This window comes from Legionella longbeachae (genome assembly GCF_004283175.1).
GTDB classification, from domain to species: Bacteria; Pseudomonadota; Gammaproteobacteria; order Legionellales; family Legionellaceae; genus Legionella; species Legionella longbeachae.
Genome location: NZ_RXNW01000003.1, coordinates 259,492 through 284,205, shown reverse-complemented (window position 1 = coordinate 284,205; position 24,714 = coordinate 259,492). Strand labels below are relative to the sequence as shown.

The following is a 24,714-nucleotide window of genomic DNA, read 5'->3' as shown; positions in this document are numbered from 1 at the left end:
AAATAAGTGAACCAAAATAATCAAGATAAAATATACTTTTCTTGCGAAGAGTTTTACAACTCCTGTTTGAAAGCATTGAAAAAAGCATATACTAGAGGTGGCCTAAAAGATTTACGAGGAATGAACAAAACAAAAGACAACCGTCCTTTCAACGATGACTTAAAAAAAACCAAAGAAGAGCTTTTTCCTCTGGCTCTTTTCCTTAAAAAAACCCCTCAGATTTCTAGTATCTCAAAAATATTACTTCCAATTGACAACAGCAACTCAGGATTTGATGCTCAAATATGTCTAGATGATGGAGATGAAATTTTTATAGAAGTTACCTCTACTTTAGACGGTAAAGCTCGAATAGAACATTTTCAATATCTAGAGGCCATGAAAGATGAGACGAGAACTTCCTTTGATAAGAATACAGAGGAATTAAGCTGTAAAATTGAAATCGATTATGAAAAAGAAATAAATCGAATTAAAGAGGTCATTTTGAAAAAAGCGAATAAAAAACAATATGAACAATACAAGCCTGTTTTACTTGTTAACTTCGATAACAATATGAGTATGAATTTTTTATATGAATATGAGTTTAATCGCCTTAAAAAAGACATTTCTGAATTTATTCTTGTTCAAAAAAGTCTCTTAGAAAAGTTTTCAAAAATAATTCTGATAAAATTTACCCATCATCCAAGTTTTCTAAAAAAATTTTATAATGAAGAAATTGTCACTGCACCAAATGAAAACGAAGAGGAGGTTTTCATTTGGTGTGCTTATCCGCCTATCCAACAGCAAGCATAAATTTGTCAGAAAAGAGTCTGATTGGAATTTTTCGAGTATTTATAAATACATACGCATGGTAATCATCGACTAGAATTGGGCTTGGAGTGATATATTACAAATAGTGGATCAATTTGGTGAATAGGCACAACTTGTCGGGTCAAGGCCCGTCCTACGCGAGCTAACGATGACATCTCTAATCTGCTTCCAGCACTAATATTTTTTGGGTAGATAACTGTAACAACTATAATTTTTCATGTTTATCAAAAATATCCACTTCAAAAAAAACAGGGAATTTATCCCACAACAATTTTTTCTCCTCTTCATGTGGCATAGCAATGCAATTAATTAAATTATTTTTTTGTACTTCATTCAAAGAATCAAAAAATGATGGTTGAATAATAACATCCTCAGACTCAAGAAATGACAATATATTTAATATACGCTCAACTCCTAATTCTGTAAGTTCATCAAAAAAATTCTTCATATAGGATGAGTGTTTGTCGATCCAGGCTATACAAACAATGCTTTTTGTTTGTAATGGTACAATATTTAGCGACATCAATGGTTGAATCGGATAATCATAAATAGCTTGATACTCATCAAAAAGAGGATTAAAAAGTGTTGAAATTGAAACAGGAAGTTTATTTGTCATCATGAAAAAATATTTTATTTGGTTATATTCCTTCGTAGCTTGAATTTTTTCAAGTATCATTCTTAGCCTTTTGATATCCTTGTTTAAAAAGAGTTGGATTCCCTGTATTTTGTATTTTATATCTCCAATATAATGAGCTAAATCTAAAATATCCTTTGTTGAGAATTCTTTGCTTATTTGATTCAGTTGAAATTGATATTTTTGGAATGCTAATTCTTTTCGAAATTGTTCATAGCATAATGCTCTAAAAAAATAGAGAAAAGCATCTTTATCATCGATTTGATTCTTTTGTTGGTCAATTGTTGAAAATAACTTAGTATCATGATCATTACAAAAACCTTTAAATACAGATGATTGACTAATAGGTGTTAGTTTAATTGGATACTTACAGAAATCAAAAAAACTTCTAGCAAGACCATAAACTTTTTTATTATTATCACACAACCTTGCAACTAGGCTTTCTGTTTGAGAATGTGATTCGATAGCCTTTTTTGAACAGCCAAAAGCAAAGCATGTATGCTGATAATTTTTTAGCTTAAATTTTTTCTCCAATTGAGCTAATAATTTTTTTTGTTCGAGATTCATATATTAGCCATGCATTTAATAAATGTTCATTTCATCTTCATGTTACCCGTATCCCATATTAAATCACTAATGCTCCCTCTTCTAAAAATACCTATTCAGGCCTAGCTAGAGCTACCATAAGGCATATGTAATTTTAATCGATAACATATTAAGGTTTTTTAAATCCTTCATAAGTCCATTTTATTAACAATCCGACTATATAAAGAAATACCAAAGGTAATATCCACATTAGAAAAGCATTTTCTAATATACTTATTTGCTCATTTCGTAATTGTTTTTGCGCAAACTCTTTATCAATCGCAAGATCACAAAATGGATTTTGAGAATCATTACATACATATTCTTTAGTAGTTTCTGTAGGAAAAATAGTCCATGTCATAAAAACTATGACAAAAAAATAAAGTATTCCAGTTGTTACCCATAATCTTTGCCATCCATTTATCTTAATTTTCATTCCTCTATTCCATTATTAATGAGTAATATTTTGTTAAATTATAGAGCTATTTTATTTATTAGTTTATTTCCACCTTGCATAAGGTCGAGCCAATGTTCTGGAAAAATTCTTTTGATAAACAGAAACTGTTCCAATTCTTCTTTTATTGCAAGTTTAAGGCTTAATCATTTCCATGATTTCAATTCGTTATCTAATTAAAAACTCAAATCGGTAATACTAGTGAATTTTAGAAATTAAACCAAAGAAAATAAACTAATTAAATGGCAATTTAATTGCGACACAGATGCGACACAAAAAACTTACCACAATGAGAAATTACGTAACTTATTGATTTTACTATGCCGCTGCGCAGAATCGAACTACGGACCTTCTGATTACGAATCAACTGCTCTACCGACTGAGCTACAGCGGCTTATAAAAAAGTATACTTAAGTTTAATGATGATGCAACAGCTTATTGTCCTTATCTAAACGAGCGTAGAATTGTTGGATTATTAATTTTATTGAAAAATTAAATAAAAAGGACTTTTTTAATGGGTTGTTGTGAATACTAATTATGAATGCTCAAGCTTTAGCTCATAATAATTTTTATCAAATTAGCAAAAAAATATTCAAATAGTTGAAAAATGATTTATAATATCGCGTTGAATCTGCTTTTACATTAGTAGAAGAAAAATTTAATGTAATATATGAAATATTTTTCAGCTTTTTTAATTGAGAATAGTTTTAAATTATTGCAGATGAATATAACATAGCGTCACCCAAAATCATGGCAACCTGTGAGAAATAAACAGCTCGTGAAAAATAGTACCGTAGAAACAGATAAAACCGTTAAAGACAGTGGCTATAGCCGCCGACTAAAAGACCGTCATGTGCAGCTTATTGCATTAGGGGGAATTATTGGCTCAGGCTATTTTTTAGGTACAGGGGAGGTTATCAACCTGGTCGGCCCATCTGTATTTTTAGCTTATATACTGGGCGGTTTAATCATTTTCTTAACTATGCTGTGTATGGGTGAACTTGCTGTAGCTATTCCCATATCAGGTTCATTCGTTACTTATACCGCTGATTTTATATCTCCATCCGTTGCTTGCGGCGTAGGGTGGTCCTATTGGATTAGTTGGGTAGCCTATATCCCTGCTGAATGTGTGGCGGGGGGTATAATTATGGAAATGTTTACCGGGGTGAATGGTTATTTATGGGCTATTTGTTTTGGTTTTCTGATTACTTATATTAACCTTGCAAAAGTCGATACTTTTGGTGAAATTGAGTTTTGGCTTGCTTTAATTAAAATTTTAGCTTTATTCGGCTTTGTTATTTTAGCAATTTTAATTTTCTTTGGTTTCATCCATGGTCCAGAGTCTCAAGGCATAATTGGGACTAAATATATTATAGGTGATGGAGGTTTCCTTCCTAATGGAACTATGCCATTGTTAACTGCTATGGTTCTCTTGCTTGTAAATTATCAAGGATCTGAAATCATAGGCCTTGCTGCTGGAGAATCAGAAAACCCGGCAAGAATGATTCCACATGCCATCAGAAATGTCACTTTAAGAATTCTTTTCATCTACATCATCCCAGTATTTTGCTTGGTATTAATTTTTCCTTGGCAAAAAGCGGGGCTATCAAATTCGGTATTTGCTGATGCACTTAACTTCTACAATTTAAAATGGGCCGGAGCAGTAACAAGCTTTGTGACCCTTAGTGCAACTTTATCTTGTGCCAACTCTGGATTTTACGGCACTGTACGTGCCCTGAATGCCTTAGCCCGTGATGGAATGGCACCTCATACCTTTGCAAAATTTAATGAAAACTCCGTACCTCAAAATGCTGTTATTGCTACATTAATAACTATTTGGATCCTTTTAGGTGTAGGTTATTTTTTTGGACAAACAAAACTTTATATAGCCCTACTTCTGGTATCTGGTTTTACTGGCACCCTTGCATGGATTTCATTATGTACATCACAAATTCGCTTTAGAAGTAGATTGTATCAAGCAGGATATACAACAGAAAATCTCCGTTATGTAACCCCTTATTCCCCGTATACAGGAATTCTTGCCATCGTACTTATGTTTATTGCTTTGTTTTTCCTTGTACTCAATAAGGATCCCACCTATAAACTCGCTTTTTATATTGGTACAGTTAGCTTTGTGATCCCCATAATAATCTATAAAACCTTTGACCTATCTAAGAAAAGGAAAAAAGCATTACATTTAAAAACCAGAGTTAAATTTCAAGATCTATTTCCTCCAGTTTGATTGATTTTGCTAGAAATATGATAAAACTCGAAGTAAGTTATTCTATTAGCTAATAATTTACTGATTTTATTAATATAAAATGACTTGAGTATATATGAAGGGAATTCATAGCAATAGGATTGCAAGACACAGTCGTTTAAAAAATATCAATAGCCGCTGGCCAACTTGGCTTGCCCTTATTATTATTGCTTTATGAAGCTTTACCGCAAATATTTTATTGGGGTCCAAGAGGCTTACTCCTTGGCTTAGTAAGCTTACTTCTGATTCCACTAATAATCACACTATGGAATAATAACAATCGTATTAATCACTACCTTATCTTGGCGATTAATATTCTCATCACCCTCTATACAGTCATTTCAGTAAGCCGGTTGATACTTGCTACAATTCATGGACAAATTGGCCCAAACCACTTACTACTTTCTTCAGTCATCTTATGGACAACTAACATCCTGGTTTTTGCATTATGGTATTGGAGTTTGGATGCTGGGGGCCCAGTGCAGCGAGAATTAAAAGAAAGTGCAGGCTCAACTGCTTTTTTATTTCCTCAAATACAACTTTCTCTAACACAAACGATTGGAATAGCCGAGCCCCTAAAAAACTGGACGCCAAATTTTGTAGATTATTTATTCCTGGCTTTTAACACCACAACGGCCTTTTCCCCAACAGATACACCAGTATTAACCCGTTGGGCAAAATGCATGACCATGCTCCAGGCTCTTATCTCATTAACCATTATCTTAATGCTTGCGGCGCGCGCGGTTAATATTCTGAATTCTGGTTCGGATTATTTCGTATCATAGAATTTAAAGTGGCCATAGGCTAATGTAACTTTTGTCCATTAGGTACTTTGGGGTCGGCCGTAATCAAACATATCGCTCCATTTTCATCTGAAAATCCAACCAATAAAAATTGTGAAATAAAGCCTGCGACGTTTTTTTCGCCTAAATTAACACATCCTACTACAGAGCGGCCTAATAAAGACTCTGGGGTGTAATGTATCGTAACTTGTGCGGATGTTTGCAATACACCTATTTGCTCACCAAAATCAACCCATATTTTGTATGCTGATTTTTTTGCACGTGGAAACTCTTCAACCTTAACAACTGTACCTGAACGCAATTCTATTTTTGCAAAATCATCATAAGAGACTATCATTCAAAACCTCTTGCCCTTAATATATAAAATCAATTAAATACTTTATCTAGAACAGTTGCATGTAATTCGGGAACTAAACTTCTTAATAAAATAAGTAACTCATCTTCCTGGTTTTCCATACACGCATTATTGAGTAAGTGCATTGTTTGCATTAGTTCATCCCAGTTTAATTCACGAAATTTTGCTTTAAATAATTTTTCATGCTCTGTTGACTCCAATTGTTCTGATTCATGGAAAAGTTCCTCAAACAATTTTTCTCCCGGACGTAAGCCTGTATACTCAATCATGATATCTTTTCCAGGCTCCTTCCCAGCTAAGCGGATCATTTGTTCTGCCAAGTAGCTAATTTTAACTGGCTCCCCCATATCCAGCACAAAAATTTCACCGCCTTTTCCATTAACCATAGCCTGTAAAATTAACTGGCATGCCTCTGGTATAGTCATGAAATATCGTTGCATATCAGGATGAGTCACCTTTATTGGGCCCCCATTTTGCAATTGCTTTTGGAATAGTGGAACCACACTTCCTGCAGAACCTAAAACATTCCCAAAGCGAACTGTAATGAATTGAGTCTTTACCCTGCTATCGAGATTCTGACAAAAAATTTCTGCAACTCTTTTAGTGGTTCCCATAATATTAGTTGGATTTACTGCTTTGTCAGTGGAAATCAAAATAAATTTTTCAGTATGGGCGGCCACACTTGCTTTTGCAACTATCTGTGTTCCTAAAATATTATTCACAACAGCAACCCGTATTTGATTTTCCAGAAGAGGAACATGTTTGTAAGCTGCCGCATGAAATACAATTTCAGGAGAGTACTCATTAAATAATTGGTTAATCGCTATTTCATCAGTAATGTTTACTAATTTAAGCTGTAATGGAATATCTGGAAAATTCTGTTTCAACTCAAGTTCAATTTGATATAAGTTAAATTCACTGTTTTCAACAATGACCAAACTTTGCGGTTTAAGCGCTAAAATTTGCCTGCATAATTCAGAGCCAATCGAGCCCCCTCCTCCGGTTACCAATACTCTTTTTTCAGAAATCTCCGCGATTAATTTATCCCATTGCAAATAAACTTGTTCCCTGCCTAATAAATCCTCTATATTTACTGGCCTCAAAGCATTCACTTCTACTCTACCAGCAGCTAAATCATTAAGGCCTGGAAGTGTACTAAAAGGAACTTTGCTGCTTTCGCAAGCGGTGACAATACGCCGCATAATCGAAGAGCTTGCTGATGGAATTGCAATAAAAATCAAATCAATCGCATACTCTTTAACTCGCATGGTAATTTGGCTAGTAACGCCCAGTACAGGAACTCCATGAACCTCCAAGCCTTTCTTCGATAGATTATCATCAATAAAACCAATCGGTTTGTACTGATTGCTCCGTTTTAAATCCCGGACTAATCCCTCCCCTGCCATACCAGCACCGACTATAAGCACGCGCTTCATTTCAGTCGTCTTACTGCCCCTGGCGCGTCGGTCCCAATAAAGTCTCCTTAATAATCTGGCACTACAAAGAAAAGCAGTTAAAATAACGCAGTACAAAGGGAATATTGAACGAGGCAGCTCATGAAGAATTGAAGTTAGGTATAATACAGGAATTGCTATTGTCGTGGCAGTTACAGATGCTTTTAATATTCGAATTACATCGTTTAATGAAAAAAAACGCCATAACCCGCGATATGTTTTAAAATAGAAATAGCAAGTAAGCTGAATTACAGTTAACAAAGCCAGTGCATAAAAGGAATGTGTGGACGTAAACCTATCTGGGAAAGGCTGTAGATTGTATCGTAACCAATACGCAGCATACCAAGCTAGGGGAATTGCTAGAAGATCATTCAGAAGAACGGGGGATTTTATATACAACCTCTTCAAAAAAATTTTCACAATTTCTATCATATAATAGTCCTTCTGAACCCATCTGTGGTCCAGGGATAGTACATTAGGTTTATCTTTATAACATCAAAAAATTGCTTTTTATAATGGAAATCCCTAATAAATAATATATTGTCCAATCGGCAAAATCTCAGAAGAGTTTGTATATATTTCATAACGATAAATTGAATCATGGTTATTAGCCATATAAATTTAGCTTAATGTATAATTATTTGGCTTGTTTAACAATTTTTTTGTATCACCAAGTCTATATATTACTTTCCCTTGCTCAATTAATGAAGTCAAAATAATAAGCACGCCCCTTCAGACTTAATAGATATAAAATCATTAAATAGAAAAATAATACAATGAAATTACAATCATACTCCCCTAATTGCAATTTCATTGCGCTAATGCCATAAAAGTTAAAATAACGAAACACCAAAGATTGATTCGTGATAATCGATCATGTAAAAAAACAATTACAGGATCGTCATTTTCAATATCCTGCATTGCCAACCAAGCAAACCGCCATAACGCGATCGCTGCAAAGGGCACAGTCAACATAAAGTAAAACGATTGATCTCTGGCATAAATAATATAAAAGACATAAGTAAGAAAACTAGCGACGCCTATAATCATTATTAGCCAATGAAGCATGAAAGGATTATATTTCTTCAGTACCTTACGTGTTGTATGTTTTAGGCCTAATTGCATTTCCATTCTACGTTTATTTAACGCAATAAAAAGGCTCACTAACGTTGCAGCAACTATGAGCCAAACAGAGATAGATAAACCAATACCTGATGTACCTGCTAAAACCCGTAACATGAATCCTGCAGCAATACAAAGTACGTCAATAACAGGAATCAACTTAAAAAGATGGTTATAGGCTATATTTATTACTAAATAAACACACAGGATAATTGCTAATGTTTTGGAAATTAACCAACCTAAAGTAAGCCCGACAAGTAAAAGCAAAAACAGCATGAAAATTGCCTCAGAAACTGTAATTTTCTCACTTGCTAATGGCCTATGTCGTTTATGGGGATGTAAACTGTCTTCAGTTCTATCTTCAATATCATTATAAATATAAACGGCACTGGAAATAAGGCAAAATGCTAAAGTAGCTAACAGTGCGGGAATAAAATATCCCGGGATAGGTGTATAGCAAAATCCGAGCATCACAAATGCACCTTTAGTCCAATGCGAGATGCGAAGAAGCCTAAACAAATGATTAAGCCTTTCTATTAGGTCTACCTTTTGCGTGTTGTTTATCAATTCACTTACCTTATCATAAAAAACTTGGTTTGATGAAAAATACTATAGTCAATAAATTAAAAGTATCACAATCTTAAAAAAAAGCATCATTTCAATAGGTTAATCTTTAAATAAACTAAAAACATTCAATTTATTACAACAATTTAGTAAAAAATAATCAAATAACATTGCATTTATACAATTTAGAAGTAAGATAAATAGTTAATGGAACACTAAGTACATTACGTACTTTACCAAAAGGACGAGGAACATTATGCACTTTATTCTTGCACCAGGGAATCTTGCCAAATTCGATAACATACGTAAAGCTTATGAAATTGAAAAACATGTTGATCTGAATGCAAAACCTTCACTAATCGGTACCCCTATCTTTTTTGGTGGAACTGATGTTATCAGTAGAAACAAACAAGTTTCATTTTTGGAAAAGGTGAATGCAATTCTTAAAATTCATTTATTAAATGAAGAAGACATTAAAACACCACAACAGCGGCAAGTTTATCTAATTGCGGCACGGTTCATGGTTGCAGCCTGTCTTTATGTACAATCCCAAATTAATGGCTCAAAAAGAAACTCGGCCTTATATAGAATAATCGAAGATAATTTAGGAATAAGCCCTGAAAACTTCCTAGACGATGAAGACAAAGAAACATGCTATTTAACAGCTGGACGACTTATTAGTACCCCCAGTGCCTTCGAGCATTCTAATATGACGTTACAGAAAAAGGGAATAGCTCCATTTACTGAAAAAGAATGGGAGCAATTCTCGACATTTTTAAAAGAAATGTGTCATAAAAAAGAAATAAAAGATCCATCCGCAAACTTCCCGATTATTTCACTAACCCAGCCTTTATTTGGCACAGCTTTTTCCTATGTTGGAGCAACTGTTGGCGTAGTGTTAGCAGAAGGGGTAAGTAACTCAACCTCAGCGATTAGCCCACGTGTGCAGTTAACAGCCCTGGTTGGTAGTACCTTATTAGTATTCAGTCCCGCAGGGACTACTGGTGTCGCTCTTTTTGCACCTGTCATAGCGACAAAGCTTCTTACTTCTTTTTGTACTATCAGTTTGGCCCATGTTATGGGTAAAGCAGCAGGATATTTGGGGCAAGGAGTAGGGATAGGAGTAGGACTTCCTTTCGATCTTGCTTATAATCTATTGTGGTCCGTTTGTTCCTTGATTGCTCGGTACTACAGTAAGGCACCTCAATTTGCAGTTATGGATGGGATACGTATTGTGGATGGTGCCACAATTATCGCAGGGATTCCTATTCAACTTGTACCTGAAAATGCATTACCTACTGGATGTACCAAAAAAACCCTCGAAATCACCGAAGAAGGTGAAGTACGCATTGAAGGTGAAGAAGTCCAAGACTTGCCGATGCAAATCCCTCCTGAAGTACTCGAAGAGCTCAATAAACAAATAGTCCTTTATACCCCAAATAAAGGGGGCACCGAAATAAAGCAATCAGAAAATAAAGAGCCTATAATCACTGAACCTGATGAGGTTGAAGGATTATCCCTAATTTAAAACAAAAAACAGTTAAATCGTGGGAGTATTACTCTGGAGATTTAACTGCTTTTTAGCTCTTAATGAAATCATTTACTCATTAATATCCAAGCACGCCCCAAGGCTACACCATTAAGGCCGATTATCAATTTCCTTGCGTTGACTGGGCAGGAAGTCTTTTCTATCAAGTCCCATAGCCACAGCCAAAGCTCCGGCCACATAGATGGAGGAATAGGTACCAATAAGGATACCAATGATCAGCGCTAAAGAAAATCCATGTATAGCCTCACCACCATAAATAAACAAAGCAAGAACGACAAACAGGGTCAGTGTAGAAGTCATTATAGTTCGTGAGAGCGTTTGGTTAATTGAGATATTCATAATTTCAATAGAAGTAGCGCGACGAATTTTAACAAAATTTTCACGTACCCTATCAAAAACTACAATCGTATCATTTAATGAATATCCAATTACTGCTAACAATCCAGCTAATGCCTTTAGATCAAATTCGACACCGAAAAAAGCAAAAATTCCCAATATCAAAACAGGATCATGTACAAGGGCAACAGCAGAACTCACCGCAAGTCTATACTCGAACCGCATTGCAATGTATATCATTGTCGCTAATAAGGAGACAACAACCGCTAATGCGCCTTTAGTTGCCAATTCCTGCCCTACTTGAGGACCAACAAATTCAACGCGTTGCTTGTTTGCTCCTGGTAAAGCGGTCATTACTTGATCGACCAAACGCGCTTGTTCTTTGTCTTCCCGTGGAGCAATACTGATTAATACATCTTTAGACGTACCATAACTTACAACCTGCGCCTCTTTAAATCCGGCTTTAGCCAAGCTTTCTCGAATTGAGGGCAAATCAGCAGCGGAAGAATAAGAAACTTCAATTTGAGTTCCACCCGTAAAATCCAGTCCCCATTTCAAACCATGAATGGTCAAAGCACCAATAGAAAGAACAAAAATCAATATAGAGAACATTGCCGTCCAACGACGAGCCCCCATAAAGTCCACGTTTGAATTTGGATTAAAAAATTCCATCTGAGCCTCGTCTTCAAATACCTATAGATAGTTTTTTTACGGTTCTGCCACCATAATACCAATTTACAATTGCACGGGTATAAGTAATACCGGTGAGCATGGAGGTTAATAATCCTAATGAAAGAGTTACTGCAAATCCACGCACAGGCCCAGTACCCACTGCAAAAAGAATGATTGCCACAATCAGGGTAGTTATGTTCGCATCAAGAATGGTTGAAAAAGCACGCTCATATCCAGCATAAATTGCTGCTTGAGGTGACAAGCCATGTCGTAACTCCTCTCGGATACGTTCATAAATCAGCACATTCGCATCTACAGCCATACCTACCGTCAATACAATTCCAGCAATACCTGGAAGCGTAAGGGTTGCATCAATTACAGATAACAAGGCACTTAGCAAAACCAGATTAAGTAATAGAGCAACATCTGCTATAAGCCCAAAAAAACGGTAATAGCTCAGCATTAAAATTAGAATTAAGCCCATACCTACTTCGAGGGAAATGATGCCTCTGCGGATATTTTCTTTTCCTAAAGTTGGTCCTACGGTACGCTCTTCTATCGGATAAATTGCTGCTGGTAACGCTCCTGCCCTTAACAATAAAGCCAAATTGCTTGCTTCTTTAGAATCAGTAAGCCCGGTAATTTGGAAATTATTGCCTAAAGCATTTTGAATCACAGGGGCGCTAATAACACGCTCTTCACGATGGGTAATTCTCTTTTCAACCCCATTTACGGTTTGTATGTTATTTTTAGTTTCAACATACACAATGGCCATACGTTTACCAATATTTTCGCGAGTAACTTTAGTAAACAAACTTTCACCGCCCCCACCAAGTTGTATTTGTACTGCTGGAGTTGCCGTTTGCTGATCATAGCTAGAAACTGCGGAAGTGATTGAATCACCACTAAGGACTACTTGTCTCTTTAGTAAGATAGGATATCCATCCATCATCAACAATTTATCATTGACAGGGACAACACCCGTTTGTTTAGCAATTTGTGGGTCATTATCCTGATCTACCAAATAAAATTGTAGGGTAGCAGTACCGCCCAGAATTTGCTTGGCACGTGCCGCATCCTGTATTCCTGGTAAATCCACAGCAACTCGAGTCGCCCCTTGTTGTTGTACTACCGCCTCACCAACTCCTAGTTCATTCACTCGATTACGCAAAATACTCATAGTTTGTTCAATGGTATTTTGTCGCATGGTATTTAACTCAGTAGGAGAAACTGATGCCATAATTCCATTATTTGCTTTACTTTTTACAAAAATAAGATCAGGTATTTTTTCTTTTAAACCTATAAAAGCATTATCCATAGATTGAGGATCACGGAAACGTAGCTCAACACCTTTATCAGGTATAAAACGTATGCCGGTGTAACGAATACCAAGCTCACGTAACTCCTGACTGATATTTTTCATGATTCCTTCATAGCGGCGACTAATCACACTTTCTACATCAACTTCTAATAAAAAGTGCACTCCACCTCTAAGGTCCAGACCTTGCTTCATTGGCGCAGCATGAATGGCATCTAACCAGCCTGGGGTAGAAGGTGCTAAATTTAAAGCCACTGTGTACTGAGATCCTAAAGCATTTTTTATAGTGTCGCGAGCTAATAATTGAGCATCAGTAGATGAAAAAACCACTTCCACACCTTCGTTTTGAACAACAAGGGATGTATAGTGCAGCTTATCCTTATTTAAGATATTTTCTACCTGATTTTTTAATTCATCATAATCTACTGGTGTTTCAGATGATATTTGTACTACAGGATTTTCTGTATACAAATTAGGTATGGCGTAAACTAACCCAACAACTGCTATGACAATCAGCATCAGGTTTTTCCATAAAGGATATTTATTTTGCATTTTCCGTGTACCTATGACTTTTTAAAGAGATTTTAAAGTACCTTTTGGCAATACAGCACTCACCGCGCCTCGTTGTAAATTAATCTCCACACCTTCTGCAAGACTGATTTTGATGTATTGCTCATCTAAACTAACTACTTTGGCTAGTATTCCCCCTGAAGTAATTATTTCGTCACCTTTTTTTAACTTACTTATTAAATCACGATGCTCTTTTGCTCTTTTGTTTTGCGGTCTAATGAGCATAAAATAAAACAACACAAAAATAGCGGCGATCATAATGAGTGAAAAAGTTCCATCTGCTTGGGGTGTTGGTGTAGTCCCTGCAGCAGCCATAGCATCGCTAATAAAAAAACTCATACTATCTCCTTTAATCTACGATTGATAATCGCGTGACATCATATAGCGAATTCCTCTTAAGGTAAATGAATCAAAGTGGAAATTAAAACAGTTTTTCATAATATTACCTTCAATTTTCTAAGCTATAATTTCCAATAACAGTTTAAAAAGGGATATAAATGAGCAATCTGATGCTTGTTCTACTGTTAATTTCAATGAGCTACCCAGTATCGGGCTATACATTAGCTGAAAAAAATTTCAATCATTCAAAGCAATCAACAATACTTATTATAAAAAAAATTCCTCTTGTTATTCATGGAAAAAAAACTGAAGTATTTAAAATCGAACAACCCGATGGTACTTGGGGTTATAAAGGAGTAAAGGGACAATACTTTGATGCAGTAGTTAAAAATTTGACTGATCATCCTACAGTCGTTCATTGGCATGGACTAATTCTACCTAACGCAGAAGACGGTGTTCCCTATGTCACGCAGCAACCTATCCCACCACAAGGAGAGTATCACTATCGTTTTAAATTAAATCAGTCAGGAACTTATTGGATGCATTCTCATTTTGACTTGCAAGTCCAGCGGTTTCTTTCTGCTCCATTTATCATTTATGAACCCCAAGAAATAAATAATGAACATGACGTGGTTTTATTTCTCAGTGATTTTAGCTATAAAAAACCAAAAACCATCTTATTTAAATTAAAACACAAAGGAACCGCATCTTTAAAAAAGATGAAGGATATGAATCAAAAATCAGAAATAAATACGACCGCGATGAAAAGTAATGCGTCAGAGCCTGATTTAAATGATGTGAAATATGATGCTTTTTTAACAAACTATCATAGTCTTTCCAATCCAGAGATACTTACAGTTCATAGTGGGGAAGTAATTCGCCTCCGTATTATTGACGGTGCAGCAATGACTAATTTTTTTATTAATCTGGGAAAACTTCAAGGTAAAGCAATCGCTGTTGATGGGCAACCTATCAAAGAAATCTCCGGAAATCAATTTCAGCTTGCAATTGGACAGCGTATTGATATTCTCATTAAAATCCCTAAAGGTGAGGGAGCATATCCTATTTTGGCTCAGGGAGCCGGAACCCAAATGCAAACTGGGTTAATATTGGCTACTCCAGATGCCCCCAAAATATCAGTGCCTGAAAAAGCAGCTACGGTTGCAGGGGGACTAAATAATGAACAAGAGTTCAAAAGTCATGCATTAACCCCTCTCTCTATAAAACAGCCAATGCAAACATTAACTGTCACTTTAGAAGGTGACATGATGAATTATGTTTGGAAAATGAATAATCAGGCTTGGCCTGATATCACCCCATTAAGTGTTGATAAAAACAAAAGAACAGAAATAGTTTTAATCAATCAAACGGACATGCCCCATCCAATGCACTTACATGGCCATTTTTTCGAAGTCACAGAAATTGATGGCAAATTACTTAAAAACGGGCCCAAGCGAGATACCGTTTTAGTTTTACCTCATTCTACAGTCAAAATACAATTTGATACTGATAACCCCGGAAACTGGATGTTTCACTGCCATATGCTCTACCATGAAGCGACTGGAATGATGACTTTTATTAATTATAAGGGCGTAAAAGTTCCAGACTTTAAACAGGATGCTTTCCATCAATGAAAGCCTTCTAATAAAATAGAACTTCATCTGCCACATTCCACTCATCCCGATAATGAATCAATACCATGAGCCAAATGATAAACACTACGAAACCCAGCCTCTTTTAAGCAGATTACTGCTTGCTGGCTTCTGCGACCCGACTTGCAATAAATAAGGATAGGCTCTAGGGGATTCAGCTCATTTAGACGTGCAGGCAATTGTGCCAATGGAATTAATTTCCCCCCCAAATTTTTATCGCTGTGTTCCTCTGCTGTACGGACATCCAGCAATAATATTCCTGGATTAGCCTCTAAAAAATGGGATAAATTCTCTCCTGAGACTGTAATCTCATGATTCGACTGAAGACACATTCCAAAATCACGCTCATTTAGACTTTGACCATAAACACAAAACGGACACTCTTCATTTTTAGTAAGCTGAATGTTTTTTATATCCATGGTTAGAAAGTCGATACAAAGCAAGCGATTCAGTAATGAAACACCACTGCCAGTAATCCATTTAATTATTTCTGTTGCCTGCAAAATACCCAATAGCCCGGGAAGAGTGCCTAAAACACCACCAGTCTGACAACTTTCACCCGTATTAGGAACAACTGGAAATAAACAATGTAAACATGGATTTTTTTTTCCATGAAATAAAGAGCAATGTCCCTGGAACTGATAAGCGCTTGCATAAACGTAAGGCTTTTCGAGCCCATAACAAATATCATGAACTAGATAGCGTGTATAAAAATTATCAGAACAGTCAGCGACAAGATCGTATTGGGTAATGATTTCTTCAGCATTATCTGCAGTTAAACGAAATGCATACGAATGTATATTAATATTTGAATTTAACGCCTGCAATTTGATTTTTGCAACATCAGCCTTTGCCTTGCAAACATCTTTTTCCTGATAAAGAATTTGGCGATGCAGATTACCTTCCTCAATGGTATCATCATCGATAATCCCTATAGTCCCAACTCCTGCACCAGCCAGATAAGCCAACAACGTAACCCCTATTCCGCCAGCACCTACGCACAATACTCTTGCATTTTGCAGATTTTCTTGCCCAGGAATACCTAGTTCCTCTAATTTAATTTGCTGAGTATATCGTTTTAACTCAGGTAAAAAAGACATTTTTAGTTCCTCTCAACATAGAGCTAAATAGTTTAACAAGACTAGGGAGCTCAGAAAACAGCATAAAAATCCATTTACGTTTAAAAAAAATGGTACAATTATTTATACTCACTATCACAAACACCATAAATTTGTTTACAGGTCATGTGAAGACCTTTACCATTTAGCTTTTTCCAATACTAATTGGAAATGGGGAGAAATGAGAGTATTAGTCACAGGAGCTCGAGCTCCAGCAAGCATGGATATTATCCGTACTCTGATTCGAGAAGGCCATGAAGTATTCAGTGCAGACAGCATGAACTTTCCCTTGGGTCGTTTTGTCACAGGTATTCAGAAACATCTGACTTTCCCAAAACCCAACCGAGATTTAGATGCTTTTTTAAAAACGCTCAAGAGCTTATTGATTGAGTATCAAATTGATTGGTTGATCCCCACATGCGAAGAAATTTTCTTTATTAGCCAAGGCCATGAAGAGTTATCCAAACATACTCAATTGTTTTGTGAACCCTTTCACAGACTCAATCCATTGCATAACAAATACGAATTCAATCAACTTGCATTACAATATGGGCTTAACGCGCCCGAAAGCTGGTTATTACGCACTGAAGAGGATAAAAGACATATTCCCGCAAATACAGATATTGTTTTAAAACCTATATTTTCACGTTTTGGGGAACATGTAATTCTCAAACCCAGTCAAAAAGTGATTGATGAATTAGTTTTGGATGTGCCTTATCTAGCCCAGCGTTTCATTACCGGCAAGGAATATTGTGCCTATGCTATAGCGCATGAAGGAGAGGTATTAATCCACTCATGTTACCACCCCAAATATACCGCAGGACCTGCAGCTGGAATTTATTTTGAACCTGCAGATCCAGAATCGATTAAACAATTCATGCAGATATTTTGTAAGCAATATCAATTCAGTGGGCAAATTGCCTTTGATTTTATTCTGGATGAAAATAGAGCCTTTGTTTTGGAATGCAATCCAAGAACAACCAGTGGCTTTCATTTGGTTGCCCCCTACCTCAATTGGCTACACATTTGGGATAGGAAAAAGCAAAATTATCAACTAACAGAACAAGCAGTAATGCTTGGACTTGGAATGATGATGCATGGATTGCCCTATTTGCGTAAAAATCCCAAACGATTTATCGCTGACTATCGTGCAGCAAAAGATATTTTAAATGATCCAGCCTATCCCTGGTTGGAGCTTAAAAGCATGCTGACCTTGTTTAATATCGTTTTTCGTATGGTGAAAGAAAGAAAAAGCTTTCACGGAGCCTCTACAGATGACATTGAATTTAATGGGCATTTATGAACTTTAATGAAAAAAGTCAAAAGTACAGCGAGCCCTTTATTCAAGGTCCAACGCAAAAATGGATGCTCAACGTAGAGTCATGCATGTTTTCTTTAAACATCGGCGGCTTTATCTTTCCTGTGACTATCAATAATCAGGAATATCACTCTTCATACGTCTGTTCCCCATACAATGCTTTAGTCACTTATGGACAAGATGAGCTTTTTAAAATTAAAAACTATCCTTTAAGGTTGGTTTTAAACGGACTGATGAAAGCTCTGGGTGGTTTTTTAAGAGCAGTGCATATTAATCAAAATATATGCATCAATAATTTCTACTTGTCGACCAATCCCTACCCTGATTGGAAGGGTAAAGGTGCGGAAGATGCCTTAAAGAGCTTATCTGCACGTTACCCAAATCATGCGATCATGTATCGTTCTCTCAATGAGTATACAAATAAAGAACTTATTGAGTATTTACGTCAGTTGGATTTCTTCTTTGTGGCATCACGCCAAGTTTATATCTTTGATAATAAACTCTGTATGTTCAAGAAACGCAATAACACGCAAAATGATCGTAGGGCTTTAGCTAAAGGAGAGTTTGTGCTTGTAACGCACGAGCAAATTACAGAGCAAGATTATCCTGTTATTGTACACTTGTATCATCTGTTGTATCTAGAAAAATACTCCCAGCATAATCCTCAATTTAGCGAAGATTTAATTGCTTATTGGCATAAAAATAAGTTACTGACTTTTTTTGGCCTCAGGGACAAGAACGGGGCGCTACAAGGAATTATGGGAATATTTGATAGTGAAACAGTAATCACTGCACCACTGGTTGGCTACAACACTCATCTTCCCAATCAATGTGCCCTGTATCGCATGCTGATATATTTAGTATTGGACTATACCGATAAAAAAGGGATTTGCCTGAATTTAAGCTCTGGTGCTTCAGGTTTTAAGCGTTTGCGCGGGGGACAGCCTTTTATTGAATATTCTGCAGTGTACACCAAACATTTACCTCTTTATCGACGGATAGCATGGAGAATGATTCAAGGTTTACTCAATAGCCTTTTTGTCTCTCTTTTAAAAAGGTATCAATTATGAATTTAAAGAACCAATGGTTGCCTGTAGCTTGGGTTAAAGAGATTAAAACACGTCCACAGCGTTTTTTATTGTGCAACATGCCTTTGGTGATTTTCAAACTGGAAGAAAAAGTGATCGTACTGCAAGATCGCTGCCCACACCGAGGAGTGCCCTTGTCAGAGGGCACATTAACAAAAGATGGCATTCAATGTTGTTACCATGGTTGGCGTTTTAATGCGCAAGGACTCTGTGTCGCAATTCCTGGCCTTAACAAACCTATAGATACCCGGCATTATTGTGTCCCTGCTTATGAAGCTCAAGTGCATCTAGGCATGGTTTTTGTTTGTTTAGAGCCTGATGAACTTACTCTGCCCTTATATTCAGTGCCCATACTTCAGGGTCAAGATTACACCTCACATAGCATGCAATTTCAATTAAAAGGTGATTTACTGAATCTATTGGAAAATGTCTTGGATGCGACACACACCCATTTTGTTCATTCAGGTTTATTAAGACATAATAATAAGAGGCAACTGATAACTGCAACCTTAACCGTTGAAAAATTTCATGCGGAGATTCGTTATGAAAATGAAAACAAACAATCGGGTTGGGTCAGCGCTCTTTTGGAAAAAGATCGCCAATTTTCCATAGGGCGATTTCATTCACCATTAATTGCTGAGTTAGAATATCATGGCCATCAACATTTGACTGTTGGATTTACTTTTTTCTTGAGTCCTGTTAATGATTCGAATGAATATCGAGTATTTGCATTAATTATTTACAGAAATCATTGGTTCAATCGATGGGTAAAAAAATACCTTCTGTTGCCTTTTATCCATGCAGCATTCAAGCAAGATAAAACAATTTTGAACAAACAAAGGATGAATGGGTTATATTTTCCAAATAATCTTTTTAAATCGACAGAATTGGATATTTTGCGCCCCCATATTGAACGAATTTTATTAGGGAAAAGCATAGCGACAAAGAAAGTGTTAAAATTTCTTTTGTAGAATTCATTGTATTAAAAATCAAGAAAGTTTTCTATTTCCAAATAGGAATAGCTTAGTTTAAATACTCTTTAGGTCTTAAGAATTCCCTCATACCTTTTTACTACAATACCGTCCAGGGTCTTATAGTTCATGCCCCTATATCTCGTGTTCTATATGGCGAATGATATTGCAAACAGATGCAAAAAATAACAACTTTAATACCAATTGGAGAAAATATAAAATGAAAAATGAACAAAATCAGCAAGATATTTATGGAGTATTAGGGATAGCACCAACTGATGATTTTACTACGGTAAAAAAAGCATATATTAAAAAAGCTTTAAACACTCATCCTGATAAAAACCCTGGCAAATCTGATGAAGAATTCAAAATAGTACAAAATGCTTGGGAAACAATAAATAGCAAAGAAAAACTTCATTTATATTTTGAGCTTTACCAGCAAAACCGAGTTGACTTGTTTGTCGAAAATCTGTCTGCAAATTTTTCTAACTCTTCATTTTCGTTTCCTGAAGAAAAAAATCAACCAAACAATTCCATACCCTCAGATGCCCTAAGTGAATATCGATCCGGGGAAGTGGATGTGTTTATCCCAGTACCTTTTGCTCCCGCTCATGAGCCTGGACTCACCCAGTATCGAGTTGATCTTTCCCTTGATCCAAAAGACCAAGAAAGCAACCTGGAAAATATCAGTAAATTTATTATGAACTCAAATGATGGCACTTATCAAATTGGTGTTACCCATGAGGAGGCAGTAAAAATTGCCAATCAGCATAGCCATAATTGCATGTCCCTCATTGTCAGGGTTAGATTGCCTATCACACGCTTATCAGATATCAGGGCTTCAGAGCAAGAACTTGAGGGGCCATATATATTGAATGCACGTGCAACTGATAAATATTTTTCTTTACAACCTAATACAGTCATCAACAAGGAAGATATTCATACAGTACAAGCTATGAGTCCTAAAGAGTATCAAAACTCAATTCGTTTTATGCACCTTTTAGCAAGAGCAGGCTCTCGCATCGAAGCAATTTATAGTGAAACACCTGCTGCACTCTATGTCAAAGGTCAAAAGCAAAACGCATTAGAAGAAGTAAAACCAGAGCATTCTTCACATACCATCACAGGGCTTCATGTTCGTGATAATATTCGTGCAGGTTTTAATTGGTTATTCTTCCATTCCTCAACATCAAGCTCTTCTTCTAAAACAAATGCTGAAGATCAAAGCTCAGAAAGAAAACATTATTTTTTAAACAATAAGTAATAAGATTCTTCCCTCATGATGCACCAGGCATTATTGAGCCTAAAAATTTTGGCAACTGTTTAGGATTAAACCTTCTAGACAGTTGCTTATTTAACAACACAATAACGCATGTCGTAATGAAGATTAATCGATATAATCGATTACCACTTATATTTGAAGGATACTTAAAAATTGTTCAGTAGCTCTTCGTGGATTATGGGCTTTTGTAATTGCAGAAATAAGAGCCACCCCCGAAACTCCTGTTGCGACTACGTCCGACATACGCTCAATATTGATGCCTCCAATTGCAACCAAAGGATAATTTAAAGTACGTTGCCAGCGTTTTAATCTTTCAATTCCTTGGGCCAGGAACGGCATTTTTTTACTAGTGGTTGGATAAATAGGTCCAATCGCAATATATGAAGGATTAATTGCATGCGCTCTTGCCACCTCGTAATAGCAATGGGTACTGACGCCCAATAGTAATCCTTTTTTTCTAATAGCATTGATGTCAGCAGCATCTAAATCAGATTGCCCCAGATGCACTCCATCGGCTTCATATTTTAATGCTAATTCCCAATAATCATTAATATATAAAGTAGCGCGATGTTTTTTAGCCAAAGCAATACTTCGCTGCACCTCTTTTTCTAAAGTTTCTGTTTGTTCTTTTATCCGTAATTGAATGGTTTTCACCCCCACATTCAACAACAGCTCAACCCAAACGGAACTATCCACAACAGGATAAAGACCCAGGTGATGACAAAGCTTAAAAGGTTGTGGCTTTTCATATAATGGCATTGACGCAAGATAAGGTAAATCGACTTCATCTTCAGGAAATCCCCCAAAATCAAAACCTGTATGTGTTCGGCGAATAACCTGATGAGTATACATTCTTGCTATAATGATTGCGTCTTCTAACGAATAACCAAGAGCTAAAGATGCAGTAATAGCCGCTGAAAGGATTGAGCGGAGCCCGGAGTATTTTGTATAGGAAATACGACTTTGAGTCAACCAAAATGAAGTTACACCATTAGTCCAATAATCATGGCACCAAGCCTCATGCAATTGTTCGCCTAAAAGAAGAATACTTTGGTTGCCCAGACTTAATAATTCGTGAGCTGCTTCTTGCATCGACTGATGAGAAGCAATCTTATAACCTAAAATAAGTTCCGCTTCATGGGTATCCAACACCAAAAGGTTAGCTAAAGAAAACCAGGGAATTAAGTCACTTCTTTTGTAATATACTTTTTGTAGTAATACATATGCATCTAAAACAACAGGAATTGAATAACTCTTGGTTAAATAAATCTCTTCTAAAGAGATTTGCAAATTTACTTTTATTGCATCAGGCATACTTTTAACATGAAATGGGGATCGGTGTACTTCAACCCCAAAGTCTCGAAAAGTATATGAATCTTCCTCTATTTCCGCATCTGCCCACACTATTTGCATTAGGGAAACTCCCGATGCCAAAATGGCGTATCAATTAAAGGGGTACATGATTGGGCTGTCATTCGCTCAGCCATAATCCCAGCTTCAAATGCATTGCGACCTGCAATAACCGCATGGGCAAACGCTTCTGCCATAGTCACTGGATGGATTGCCAAGGCAACTGCGCTGTTAAGTAAAACTGCGTCAAAACCTAACTCTAAAATATGAACCGCATGAGAGGGTTTCCCAATTCCAGCATCGACGATAAGCGTCATATCAGGTAATCTTTGCCGTAAAGTTTCCAATGCATAGGGATTCAATAGGCCTTTCCCAGAGCCAATAGGCGCAGACCATGGCATCAAAATACGACAACCACAATCAATTAACCGCTGGCACAATATCAAATCATCAGTACAATAAGGAAATACTTCAAATCCCCGTTTTACTAATTCTGCAGCAGCAGCTACTAACTCAAACGGATCAGGCTGTAAACTATAATCATCCCCTATTACCTCTAATTTAATCCACGGAGTTTGAAAGAGCTCTCGCGCCATTTCAGCAGTAGTAATCGCTGTTTGTGCATCACGGCACCCTGCTGTATTAGGAAGTAAATGACAAGGTAACAATTGGATTGTTTTCCAAAATAAATCACTTCCTTGCCCATAGGACATCTGACGCTTCATAGAAACAGTGATTACATTTGTTTTGGAAGCATGGATTGCCTGGGTCATCACCTCAAGTGAGGGGTAAGCAGCCGTCCCTAAGAGCAGGCGACTCGTAATTGTTTTATCGGCTAAATTCCACATGTTTTAACCACCCTGCATGGGTGTAATCAAATCAATACGATCACCTTCTTGCAAAATCGTGCTGCAAAACATGGATTTAGGAATAAATTGATTATTTATAGCAATCGCAATGTGTGCTGCACTCTTATTTTTTTGCTCAAGCATTTCGTGTAGCGTACACGAAGAATCTAAAGATAAGGGTTGATTATTAATATAAATAATCATACATAAACCTCCCATAGTTCTGGATAATAAACCTTTTTATAATTGCTTTTGAGTCCACGTAACACCTCTTCTACCAATGCCGGGGCAATTAAATATCCATGACGATAAAGCCCATTAACCGCAATAAACTGTTTTGCATATTTAATACGGGGCTGATGATGAGTTAAAGTTGGTCGACAATGGGTTACTGTTTTAATGATCCGTGCCTCAGAAAAACCTCGATGTACATAATAAGCAGCTGTTAATAATTCAAGAGCAGTATGTACTGAAATCGAACTTAAATCTTCTGTTTCTATTTCACTTGCACCAAGAAGGTAATAAGAATCCGGACGTGGAACAATATAAATGTTGTATCGTGGATGTAAAAGCCTTATAGGCCGTTGCAAGTTGACATCAGGCGCATGTAACCAAATGAGTTCTCCACGTAATCCACGCAAATCAGAAAACGTCTTTTTCGCACCTAGCCCCCTGCAATCAAAGACAAAATCGAAAATAAAGTTTTGCTTTTCTATTTCGATTTTTCCTGGATATACTGACGAAACAAAAACACCCTCCCGCCATAAGACACCTAGCTGACAAAGATGCTTTTTCAATACAGATAATAAATTCTGATTATCTAACTGTCCTTCTTGTGGAAAATAATAGGCCGTTTGAAAGTGGTGCAATTCAGGTTCAATCTGTTTCAAAGAATGATGAGTCAACAACTCATAACACGAGTTACTCAACTTAGAGACAATCCGCGCACTGAAATGCTGCCATTCTGCCTTGTCTTGTGGATGATGAAGAATAAGAGAGCCCTGACGGCGAAAGTAAATTGGTTCGCATAATTGGTTAATAATGGGCTGCCATAATTTTGCAACAGACTCCATCCCTAAATTAAAGATCACTTGCTCCGCCTTATCGAGCTCAGACATAGGAGCTAAAAGTCCTGCTGCCGCATTACTGCAATTATTCAATGAGACTTCTGATTCAAATACAGTGACCTGCCAACCCTCATTATGCAAACGTAGAGCGAGCAGACACCCCATAATTCCAGCACCGACAACAGCTGCATTTTTCAT

At 36.6% G+C, this 24,714-nt stretch carries 22 protein-coding genes and 1 tRNA gene; 9 read left to right on the top strand and 14 right to left on the bottom strand.

What is annotated here, in order from left to right; genetic code table 11:
- Positions 1 to 6: 6 nt before the first annotated feature.
- Positions 7 to 789, top strand: coding sequence for a hypothetical protein (locus EKG34_RS04660; RefSeq protein ID WP_080619810.1), 783 nt, complete (start codon positions 7 to 9; stop codon positions 787 to 789).
- 223 nt (positions 790 to 1,012) lie between these two features.
- On the opposite strand, the gene EKG34_RS04655 is transcribed toward EKG34_RS04660, so the two are convergent.
- The 3 genes from EKG34_RS04655 to EKG34_RS04645 all read right to left on the bottom strand — a co-directional run bounded on the left by EKG34_RS04655 (position 1,013) and on the right by EKG34_RS04645 (position 2,874).
- Positions 1,013 to 2,008: a hypothetical protein gene (locus tag EKG34_RS04655; protein WP_080619811.1), complete on the bottom strand. Its 996-nt coding sequence runs from the start codon at positions 2,006 to 2,008 to the stop codon at positions 1,013 to 1,015.
- Between the two features lie 148 nt (positions 2,009 to 2,156).
- Positions 2,157 to 2,462 carry a hypothetical protein gene (locus EKG34_RS04650; RefSeq protein ID WP_080619812.1) on the bottom strand — a complete coding sequence of 102 codons (306 nt, stop codon included), beginning with the start codon at positions 2,460 to 2,462 and terminating at the stop codon, positions 2,157 to 2,159.
- 339 nt (positions 2,463 to 2,801) lie between these two features.
- Positions 2,802 to 2,874 (bottom strand) — tRNA-Thr (locus tag EKG34_RS04645).
- Between the two features lie 366 nt (positions 2,875 to 3,240).
- On the opposite strand from EKG34_RS04645, the gene EKG34_RS04640 reads away from it, so the two are divergent.
- Positions 3,241 to 4,722 (top strand): amino acid permease, encoded by a 1,482-nt coding sequence (locus EKG34_RS04640; RefSeq protein ID WP_003632400.1) that lies wholly within the window; start codon positions 3,241 to 3,243, stop codon positions 4,720 to 4,722.
- A 170-nt stretch (positions 4,723 to 4,892) separates the two neighbouring features.
- Positions 4,893 to 5,525 (top strand): membrane protein, encoded by a 633-nt coding sequence (locus tag EKG34_RS04635; protein WP_012978932.1) that lies wholly within the window; start codon positions 4,893 to 4,895, stop codon positions 5,523 to 5,525.
- A gap of 19 nt (positions 5,526 to 5,544) precedes the next feature.
- Here EKG34_RS04635 and EKG34_RS04630 read toward each other — a convergent pair whose 3' ends face one another.
- The 3 genes from EKG34_RS04630 to EKG34_RS04620 form a co-directional block, all read right to left on the bottom strand.
- Positions 5,545 to 5,880 carry a tRNA-binding protein gene (locus EKG34_RS04630; protein WP_012978931.1) on the bottom strand — a complete coding sequence of 112 codons (336 nt, stop codon included), beginning with the start codon at positions 5,878 to 5,880 and terminating at the stop codon, positions 5,545 to 5,547.
- A 29-nt stretch (positions 5,881 to 5,909) separates the two neighbouring features.
- Positions 5,910 to 7,784, bottom strand: a complete 1,875-nt coding sequence (locus EKG34_RS04625; RefSeq protein WP_003632404.1) for a polysaccharide biosynthesis protein — start codon at positions 7,782 to 7,784, stop codon at positions 5,910 to 5,912.
- 378 nt (positions 7,785 to 8,162) lie between these two features.
- Positions 8,163 to 9,041 (bottom strand): decaprenyl-phosphate phosphoribosyltransferase, encoded by an 879-nt coding sequence (locus tag EKG34_RS04620; RefSeq protein ID WP_003632406.1) that lies wholly within the window; start codon positions 9,039 to 9,041, stop codon positions 8,163 to 8,165.
- Positions 9,042 to 9,294: 253 nt separating this feature from the next.
- Here EKG34_RS04620 and EKG34_RS04615 point away from each other — a divergent pair, with 253 nt between their 5' ends.
- Positions 9,295 to 10,566: a hypothetical protein gene (locus EKG34_RS04615; protein ID WP_003632407.1), complete on the top strand. Its 1,272-nt coding sequence runs from the start codon at positions 9,295 to 9,297 to the stop codon at positions 10,564 to 10,566.
- Between the two features lie 111 nt (positions 10,567 to 10,677).
- Here the strand turns inward: EKG34_RS04615 and secF are convergent, their stop codons facing one another.
- The 3 genes from secF to yajC are packed head-to-tail and all read right to left on the bottom strand — an operon-like array spanning position 10,678 to position 13,822.
- A complete protein-coding gene (gene secF, locus EKG34_RS04610) occupies positions 10,678 to 11,595 on the bottom strand; it encodes a protein translocase subunit SecF (RefSeq protein ID WP_003632408.1) in 918 nt (305 codons plus the stop codon).
- A gap of 13 nt (positions 11,596 to 11,608) precedes the next feature.
- Positions 11,609 to 13,465, bottom strand: coding sequence for a protein translocase subunit SecD (gene secD, locus EKG34_RS04605; RefSeq protein WP_003632409.1), 1,857 nt, complete (start codon positions 13,463 to 13,465; stop codon positions 11,609 to 11,611).
- Positions 13,466 to 13,486: 21 nt separating this feature from the next.
- Positions 13,487 to 13,822: a preprotein translocase subunit YajC gene (gene yajC, locus EKG34_RS04600; RefSeq protein WP_003632410.1), complete on the bottom strand. Its 336-nt coding sequence runs from the start codon at positions 13,820 to 13,822 to the stop codon at positions 13,487 to 13,489.
- Positions 13,823 to 13,980: 158 nt separating this feature from the next.
- Here yajC and EKG34_RS04595 point away from each other — a divergent pair, with 158 nt between their 5' ends.
- Entirely contained in the window at positions 13,981 to 15,456 is a 1,476-nt protein-coding gene (locus tag EKG34_RS04595) for a multicopper oxidase family protein (RefSeq protein WP_003632411.1), read from the top strand.
- A gap of 41 nt (positions 15,457 to 15,497) precedes the next feature.
- Here EKG34_RS04595 and EKG34_RS04590 read toward each other — a convergent pair whose 3' ends face one another.
- Complete coding sequence (locus EKG34_RS04590; protein ID WP_003632412.1) at positions 15,498 to 16,574, bottom strand: HesA/MoeB/ThiF family protein; 1,077 nt, start codon at positions 16,572 to 16,574, stop codon at positions 15,498 to 15,500.
- 199 nt (positions 16,575 to 16,773) lie between these two features.
- Here EKG34_RS04590 and EKG34_RS04585 point away from each other — a divergent pair, with 199 nt between their 5' ends.
- From EKG34_RS04585 to EKG34_RS04570, 4 genes are all read left to right on the top strand, one after another.
- Positions 16,774 to 17,895: an ATP-grasp domain-containing protein gene (locus tag EKG34_RS04585; RefSeq protein WP_003632413.1), complete on the top strand. Its 1,122-nt coding sequence runs from the start codon at positions 16,774 to 16,776 to the stop codon at positions 17,893 to 17,895.
- Positions 17,892 to 18,980, top strand: coding sequence for a hypothetical protein (locus EKG34_RS04580; protein WP_003632415.1), 1,089 nt, complete (start codon positions 17,892 to 17,894; stop codon positions 18,978 to 18,980). The genes EKG34_RS04585 and EKG34_RS04580 overlap by 4 nt, the downstream gene beginning before the upstream one ends.
- Entirely contained in the window at positions 18,977 to 19,969 is a 993-nt protein-coding gene (locus tag EKG34_RS04575) for a Rieske 2Fe-2S domain-containing protein (protein WP_003632416.1), read from the top strand. Before EKG34_RS04580 ends, EKG34_RS04575 begins: the two co-directional genes overlap by 4 nt.
- A 220-nt stretch (positions 19,970 to 20,189) precedes the next feature.
- Positions 20,190 to 21,233 (top strand): J domain-containing protein, encoded by a 1,044-nt coding sequence (locus tag EKG34_RS04570; protein ID WP_003632417.1) that lies wholly within the window; start codon positions 20,190 to 20,192, stop codon positions 21,231 to 21,233.
- A 147-nt stretch (positions 21,234 to 21,380) separates the two neighbouring features.
- On the opposite strand, the gene thiE is transcribed toward EKG34_RS04570, so the two are convergent.
- The 4 genes from thiE to EKG34_RS04550 are packed head-to-tail and all read right to left on the bottom strand — an operon-like array spanning position 21,381 to position 24,714.
- Complete coding sequence (gene thiE, locus EKG34_RS04565; protein ID WP_003632418.1) at positions 21,381 to 22,664, bottom strand: thiamine phosphate synthase; 1,284 nt, start codon at positions 22,662 to 22,664, stop codon at positions 21,381 to 21,383.
- Positions 22,664 to 23,449, bottom strand: coding sequence for a thiazole synthase (locus EKG34_RS04560; RefSeq protein WP_003632419.1), 786 nt, complete (start codon positions 23,447 to 23,449; stop codon positions 22,664 to 22,666). Before EKG34_RS04560 ends, thiE begins: the two co-directional genes overlap by 1 nt.
- A 3-nt stretch (positions 23,450 to 23,452) precedes the next feature.
- Positions 23,453 to 23,653, bottom strand: coding sequence for a sulfur carrier protein ThiS (gene thiS / locus EKG34_RS04555; RefSeq protein WP_003632420.1), 201 nt, complete (start codon positions 23,651 to 23,653; stop codon positions 23,453 to 23,455).
- Positions 23,650 to 24,714: an FAD-dependent oxidoreductase gene (locus tag EKG34_RS04550; RefSeq protein ID WP_003632421.1), complete on the bottom strand. Its 1,065-nt coding sequence runs from the start codon at positions 24,712 to 24,714 to the stop codon at positions 23,650 to 23,652. Before EKG34_RS04550 ends, thiS begins: the two co-directional genes overlap by 4 nt.

Bases quoted from the DNA above. Each gene is read 5' to 3' on its own strand.
- EKG34_RS04655 (WP_080619811.1), bottom strand. From the start codon at position 2,008: ATGAATCTCGAACAAAAAAAATTATTAGCTCAATTGGAGAAAAAATTT.
- EKG34_RS04650 (WP_080619812.1), bottom strand. From the start codon at position 2,462: ATGAAAATTAAGATAAATGGATGGCAAAGATTATGGGTAACAACTGGA.
- EKG34_RS04630 (WP_012978931.1), bottom strand. From the start codon at position 5,880: ATGATAGTCTCTTATGATGATTTTGCAAAAATAGAATTGCGTTCAGGT.
- EKG34_RS04625 (WP_003632404.1), bottom strand. From the start codon at position 7,784: ATGATAGAAATTGTGAAAATTTTTTTGAAGAGGTTGTATATAAAATCC.
- EKG34_RS04615 (WP_003632407.1), top strand. From the start codon at position 9,295: ATGCACTTTATTCTTGCACCAGGGAATCTTGCCAAATTCGATAACATA.
- secF (WP_003632408.1), bottom strand. From the start codon at position 11,595: ATGGAATTTTTTAATCCAAATTCAAACGTGGACTTTATGGGGGCTCGT.
- secD (WP_003632409.1), bottom strand. From the start codon at position 13,465: ATGCAAAATAAATATCCTTTATGGAAAAACCTGATGCTGATTGTCATA.
- yajC (WP_003632410.1), bottom strand. From the start codon at position 13,822: ATGAGTTTTTTTATTAGCGATGCTATGGCTGCTGCAGGGACTACACCA.
- EKG34_RS04595 (WP_003632411.1), top strand. From the start codon at position 13,981: ATGAGCAATCTGATGCTTGTTCTACTGTTAATTTCAATGAGCTACCCA.
- EKG34_RS04590 (WP_003632412.1), bottom strand. From the start codon at position 16,574: ATGTCTTTTTTACCTGAGTTAAAACGATATACTCAGCAAATTAAATTA.
- EKG34_RS04585 (WP_003632413.1), top strand. From the start codon at position 16,774: ATGAGAGTATTAGTCACAGGAGCTCGAGCTCCAGCAAGCATGGATATT.
- EKG34_RS04580 (WP_003632415.1), top strand. From the start codon at position 17,892: ATGAACTTTAATGAAAAAAGTCAAAAGTACAGCGAGCCCTTTATTCAA.
- EKG34_RS04575 (WP_003632416.1), top strand. From the start codon at position 18,977: ATGAATTTAAAGAACCAATGGTTGCCTGTAGCTTGGGTTAAAGAGATT.
- EKG34_RS04570 (WP_003632417.1), top strand. From the start codon at position 20,190: ATGAAAAATGAACAAAATCAGCAAGATATTTATGGAGTATTAGGGATA.
- thiE (WP_003632418.1), bottom strand. From the start codon at position 22,664: ATGCAAATAGTGTGGGCAGATGCGGAAATAGAGGAAGATTCATATACT.
- EKG34_RS04560 (WP_003632419.1), bottom strand. From the start codon at position 23,449: ATGTGGAATTTAGCCGATAAAACAATTACGAGTCGCCTGCTCTTAGGG.
- thiS (WP_003632420.1), bottom strand. From the start codon at position 23,653: ATGATTATTTATATTAATAATCAACCCTTATCTTTAGATTCTTCGTGT.
- EKG34_RS04550 (WP_003632421.1), bottom strand. From the start codon at position 24,714: ATGAAAAATGCAGCTGTTGTCGGTGCTGGAATTATGGGGTGTCTGCTC.